Annotated in this window: 4 protein-coding genes; all 4 read left to right on the forward strand. The window is 41.7% G+C overall.

Annotation, left to right across the window (positions count from 1 at the left end; genetic code table 11):
• Positions 1-294: 294 nt before the first annotated feature.
• Positions 295-2010, forward strand: coding sequence for a dipeptide ABC transporter ATP-binding protein (locus tag FH976_RS15330; protein WP_194091653.1), 1716 nt, complete (start codon positions 295-297; stop codon positions 2008-2010).
• A gap of 128 nt (positions 2011-2138) precedes the next feature.
• Positions 2139-3692 (forward strand): ABC transporter substrate-binding protein, encoded by a 1554-nt coding sequence (locus FH976_RS15335; RefSeq protein ID WP_194091654.1) that lies wholly within the window; start codon positions 2139-2141, stop codon positions 3690-3692.
• 158 nt (positions 3693-3850) lie between these two features.
• Positions 3851-4834, forward strand: coding sequence for an ABC transporter permease (locus FH976_RS15340; RefSeq protein WP_194091655.1), 984 nt, complete (start codon positions 3851-3853; stop codon positions 4832-4834).
• 2 nt (positions 4835-4836) lie between these two features.
• Positions 4837-5790 carry an ABC transporter permease gene (locus tag FH976_RS15345; protein ID WP_194091656.1) on the forward strand — a complete coding sequence of 318 codons (954 nt, stop codon included), beginning with the start codon at positions 4837-4839 and terminating at the stop codon, positions 5788-5790.
• Positions 5791-5851: the final 61 nt, after the last annotated feature.

Genomic DNA, 5851 nt, shown 5'->3' on the forward strand with positions numbered 1-5851 from the left:
CTTTAGGCTCTTTGTTATTTTTGATTAATGTAAAAATTTGTCCGTAATAAAGATTCTACTATCTAGTCGTAAACTTGGCTTAGGAGCCTGGTTGTTGGATGAATGTGAATCAAATGTGCCTGTTTAGTGTTCTAAAGCCAACTTTTATGCTGTGTTTATTGCTTTTTCATGAATTGTTTGCCAAATTGAAGCGCAAGAAGTTGCAGCAACTCATATTGAATGGGTGAATTGCATCGAATGGAATCGTTTTTTACAGACAGGGCAGAAAGCTGTCACAGCAGTAGAGGTCTGGTAATGCCACTTTTAGAAGTTAAAGATCTTCGGATTGAATATCCGTCGCGACATGGTGTACACGCGGCGGTTAAATCATTGTCATTTAGTATTGAACGCGGTGAAATCGTCGGCGTTGTCGGTGAATCTGGCGCAGGAAAGTCCACCGTAGGGAATGCGGTTATTGATTTACTTAGCCCTCCAGGCGTGATCGCAGGTGGTGAAGTTTTTCTTGATGGTGAGAAAATCTCGGGTCTCACACCTGAGCAAATGAAGAAAGTTCGTGGTTCTAAAATTGGTTTTATTTTCCAAGATCCGATGACCTCGTTAAACCCGCTTTTTACGGTTGAGCATCAACTTACTGAGACTATTCATGCCAATATGAAGGTGTCAGATAAAGAAGCTTATACCCGCGCATTGTCTTTAATGAATCAGGTGGGAATTCCTCAGCCTGAGAATCGCCTTAAGCAATATCCTCATCAGTTTTCTGGTGGCATGCGTCAGCGTGTCGTTATCGCGATAGCTTTGGCGGGCGAGCCGGATTTAATTATTGCTGACGAACCAACGACGGCGCTCGATGTCTCGATTCAAGATCAAATCTTGACGCTTATTCGTGAATTATGTATTAAAAATAATGTCGGTTGCATGTTAGTTACTCACGATATGGGTGTGGTGTCGAATGTGACGGACAAAATTGCCGTTATGTATCGCGGGGATTTAGTTGAATTTGGCGAAACGGCGAAAGTTTTAGGTACGCCTGAACATCCATATACTCACAGCTTAATTTCTGCAGTACCACGTTCAGATAAAAAATTCGATCGGTTTCCGTTGGTTAGTTATATCGAAGAAGCGCATGAGCTTCAGCCATTGGATGTGAAAAATCATTGGCTTGGTCAAAGCCAAGATCAGCGTGATTATACTGGCCCATTATTGAACGTAGAGAATGTCAGCCTTCGCTTTACCACCAAGCATTCTTTTTTTGAATCTCGTCGTGAATATGTACAAGCATCAAATAATGTTAGTTTTCAAGTCAATGAAGGTGAAACCTTTGGTTTAGTGGGTGAGTCTGGTTCAGGGAAATCAACCATTGCGCGTGTTATTGCCGGGTTGTATGCACCAAATGAAGGCAAAGTCACTTTTGAAGGCATTGATTTAACCGCGATTAAATCTGAACGTGAACGCCGTCCGTTTAGACGCCAGATGCAAATGGTATTCCAAAACCCTTATACGTCAATGAATCCTCGTATGAAGGTGTTCGATATTATTGCCGAACCGATTCGTTTTCATAAATTAACTCGCAATGAAGCCGAAACTCGTCAGATCGTACATGACCTTTTAGATCACGTTGGTTTAGGGCGAATGGCTGGCGTTAAGTATCCACATGAATTCTCAGGTGGCCAACGCCAGCGTATCTCTATTGCGCGTGCATTAGCGACTCGTCCACGCCTATTAATTTGTGATGAACCTACTTCAGCGCTCGATGTGTCGGTTCAGGCACAGATCTTGAATCTATTAAAAGATCTGCAAGATGAATTAAACCTTACCATGTTGTTTATCAGTCACGATTTACCAGTTATTCGTCAGATGTGCGACCGTATTGGTGTGATGAAAATGGGAGAGTTACTGGAAGTGTCTCCGACGGAACAATTATTTAACAATCCCCAGCATGCTTATAGTAAACAGCTGATTTCTTTAATGCCTGAATTTACCGGTCTTAGAGAAGACGCAAAAATAGTGTAATGATTACCTGATTTAGAAGAAATACACAAAGTCACAGATGCAAATACAACGGCTTATTATAGTTAAGTTAATGAATAAGCAATATAACAATAGATAGGGACATTAATCCCGCATGAAGGAGTTATGCAATGAAAATGATGAAGACCAAACTGGCTATCGCGTTGATGGCTGCTGGCCTAAGCTTTAATGCCCTTGCTGCTGATATTACGGTTGCTTATGATGCTGATCCAGTATCGCTTGACCCACAAGAGCAATTATCTGGCGGTACACTTCAACTTTCTCACATGGTGTTCGATCCGCTGGTTCGTTATACCCAAAAATTTGAATTTGAACCACGCTTAGCTGAGAAGTGGGAGCGTATCGATGATGAAACGATGCGTTTTCATTTACGTGAAGGTGTGAAATTCCATTCTGGTAATACCATGACGGCGGATGACGTTGTATGGACTTTCCACCGCTTACAAAACTCAACAGATTTCAAAGGTATTTTCATACCGTTTACCGATATCGTTAAAGTTGATGATTACACCATTGATGTTAAAACTGAAAAAGGTTTCCCGCTAGTATTACAAACAGCGACCTACATTTTCCCAATGGACAGTAAGTTCTACTCGGGTAAAGATGAAAACGGTAAAGATAAAGGCGACATCGTTAAACACGGTAATTCATTTGCTTCAACCCATGTTTCTGGTACTGGACCGTTTATCGTTACTTCTCGCGAACAAGGTGTAAAAGTTGAGTTTGAACGCTTTAAAGATTACTGGGATAAAGCATCAAAAGGCAATGTTGAGCATTTAACGCTGAAACCAATTAAAGAAAATGCCACACGTGTTGCGGCGCTTCTTTCTGGTGGTGTCGATATGATTGCTCCAGTTGCACCTAATGATCAAGAGCGTGTAAAAGAGACCAAAGGTACTACGCTAGTGACATTGCCTGGTACACGTATTATCAGCATCCAAATGAACCAAGACAGCAACCCTGCATTAAAAGATAAACGAGTTCGTGAAGCGATCGTGTATGCGATTAATAATGAAGGTATTGCTAAGCGTATTATGAAAGGTTTTGCGACGGCTGCTGGTCAACAAAGTCCAGAAGGTTACGCAGGCTACAATCCTGATCTGAAACCTCGTTATGATCTTGCGAAAGCAAAAGAACTAATGAAAGAAGCCGGTTATGAGAAAGGTCTTAGTTTAAGCATGATCGCGCCGAATAACCGTTACGTGAACGATGCCAAAATTGCCCAAGCGTCGGCGGCGATGCTGTCTAAAATTGGAATCAAAGTTGATCTAAAAACCATGCCAAAAGCACAATACTGGCCTGAATTTGATAAATGTTCAGCCGATTTGTTGATGGTCGGTTGGCACTCTGATACCGAAGATTCAGCTAACCTAACTGAATTCTTAACTATGACTCGTGATGAAAAAACGGGTAAAGGTGCGTATAACTGTGGTCATTACTCAAATCCAGAAGTGGATAACCTGATCGCAAAAGCGAACGTAGAAACCGATACAAAAGTTCGCGCGCAAGAATTACAAAAAGTTGAGAAGATTTTATACGATGATGCTGCGTTTGTTCCTCTACATTGGGAAAACCTAGCATGGGGCGCGAAATCGAATGTAGATATTGCTCCTATCGTAAATGGTATGAACTTCCCATACTTTGGCGACTTAGTGGTTAAATAAAAGTAACAGAGTGATTTGTTGCGACAGTGCCTTTAAAGGTTAAAGGCATAAACATTGGCCGTATCCTTTTCGATAATTGAAAGGTGATACGGCCAAATTGGATAAGCTGGCATAAATAGTTATGTTCAGTATTTATATGGAATTTTAAGGGGCAAGAAATGTTTACGTTTCTGGTCAAGCGCCTGTTTCAGGCACTGATAGTGATGTTTGTGATCAGTTTGGTTGCGTTTTCCATACAGGATAACCTAGGTGACCCGTTACGTGAGTTGGTGGGGCAGTCTGTCTCTCAAGCTGAGCGTGATCATATGCGTGAAGAAATGGGATTAAACGACCCATTTGTAGTGAAGTATCATCGTTTTGTTGTTAATGCCGTGCAGGGCGATCTAGGAACTTCGTATTTCTTTAAGAAACCCGCAGTCGATATTATTCTTGAAAAGCTTATTGCGACATTAGAACTAGTATTTGGCGCGGCTTTAATTATTGTCTTTTTATCTATCCCGCTTGGGGTATATTCGGCCATTAATCCCAAAAGCTTTTTTACTAAATTGATCATGGCTTTTAGTAGTATTGGCATCTCAATTCCGGTGTTCTTAACTGCTATTTTATTGATGTATGTTTTCTCAATTGAACTTGGCTGGCTACCTTCTTATGGCCGAGGTGAAACCGTTAATGTGCTTGGTACTGGTTGGCATTCAGGTTTATTTACGCTTGATGGCCTAGCGCATTTAGCCTTGCCTTGTATTTCGTTAGCCTCGATTATGTTGCCGTTATTTATTCGCCTAGTGCGCTCTGAAATGTTGGAAGTATTAAGCTCGGAGTACGTGAAATTTTGTAAAGCGAAAGGTTTGTCGCTTAATAAAATTTATTATCAACATGCACTCAAAAATACCATGTTACCTGTGTTAACGGTTGGTGGTGTTCAAATTGGTACTATGGTGGCGTACACCATTTTGACTGAAACGGTCTTCCAATGGCCAGGCACTGGCTTTTTGTTCCTTGAAGCGATTAACCGTGTTGATACGCCATTGATTACCGCTTATGTTATTTTCGTTGGCTTAATCTTTGTTGTGACCAATACCATCGTTGATTTGCTGTACGGTTTGGTTAACCCAACCGTTAACATTACTGGAAAAGGAGCGTAATCATGGCAACAACTAATGACACTACACCGTATGTCGCTCCAAGTCGTTGGCAGCGTTTTACTCAATCGGATTTTTTGTATTACTTTAAACGCGACAAAGTAGCGATGTTCAGCTTTGCTGTCTTCCTGACATTTTTTCTTGCTGCATTATTGTCACCGTTGATCGCTCCGACCAATCCATATGATTTGACTTCGATTGATATCATGAATTCAGAACTGCCTCCGTCTTGGATGGAGGGGGGAGATGCGGCGTTTTGGTTGGGTACGGATGACCAAGGTCGCGATATTTTTTCAACTATTTTATATGGTTCTCGATTATCACTGATGATCGGATTTTGCGCGGTCGCATTACAGTTATTCCTTGGCATTATTATTGGTTTATCTGCGGGTTATTTTGGTGGCCGTATTGATAGCTTCTTAATGCGCTTTGCTGATGTGCAATTATCATTTTCTACCATGATGGTCGCGATCATCGTCTCTGCTATTTTTAAGGCTAGCTTTGGTGGTGAATTTTACGGTGAGTATGCAGTTCTAATGCTGATTGTGATTATCGGTATTGCTGAGTGGCCACAATATGCGCGTACTATTCGCGCTTCAGTGCTCGCTGAGAAGGAAAAAGAATATGTGGAAGCGGCGCGTGTAATGGGCTTTCGTTCACCTCGTATTATGTTCCGTCATATTCTCCCGAACTGCTTATCACCGATCTTGGTTATTTCAACGGTGCAAATTGCCAATGCGATTATGTCGGAAGCGGCGTTGTCTTTTCTTGGATTAGGTTTACCGGTTGATCAGCCGTCTCTTGGTTCATTAATCAGCATTGGTTTTAACTATATCTTCTCGGGATCTTGGTGGATCACCGCTTTCCCAGGGCTTGTATTGGTGACCATCGTGCTGGTGATTAATTTGCTTGGTGACTGGTTGCGCGATGTATTTAACCCGAAATTGTATAAAGGTTGAGTCTGTTAGGCACTTGGTAACTATTCACCCGCGAGGCCTTGACACTAAAGTTATGTGACCA

The sequence above is a fragment of the Vibrio hibernica genome (assembly GCF_015223435.1).
Classification (GTDB): Bacteria; Pseudomonadota; Gammaproteobacteria; order Enterobacterales; family Vibrionaceae; genus Vibrio; species Vibrio hibernica.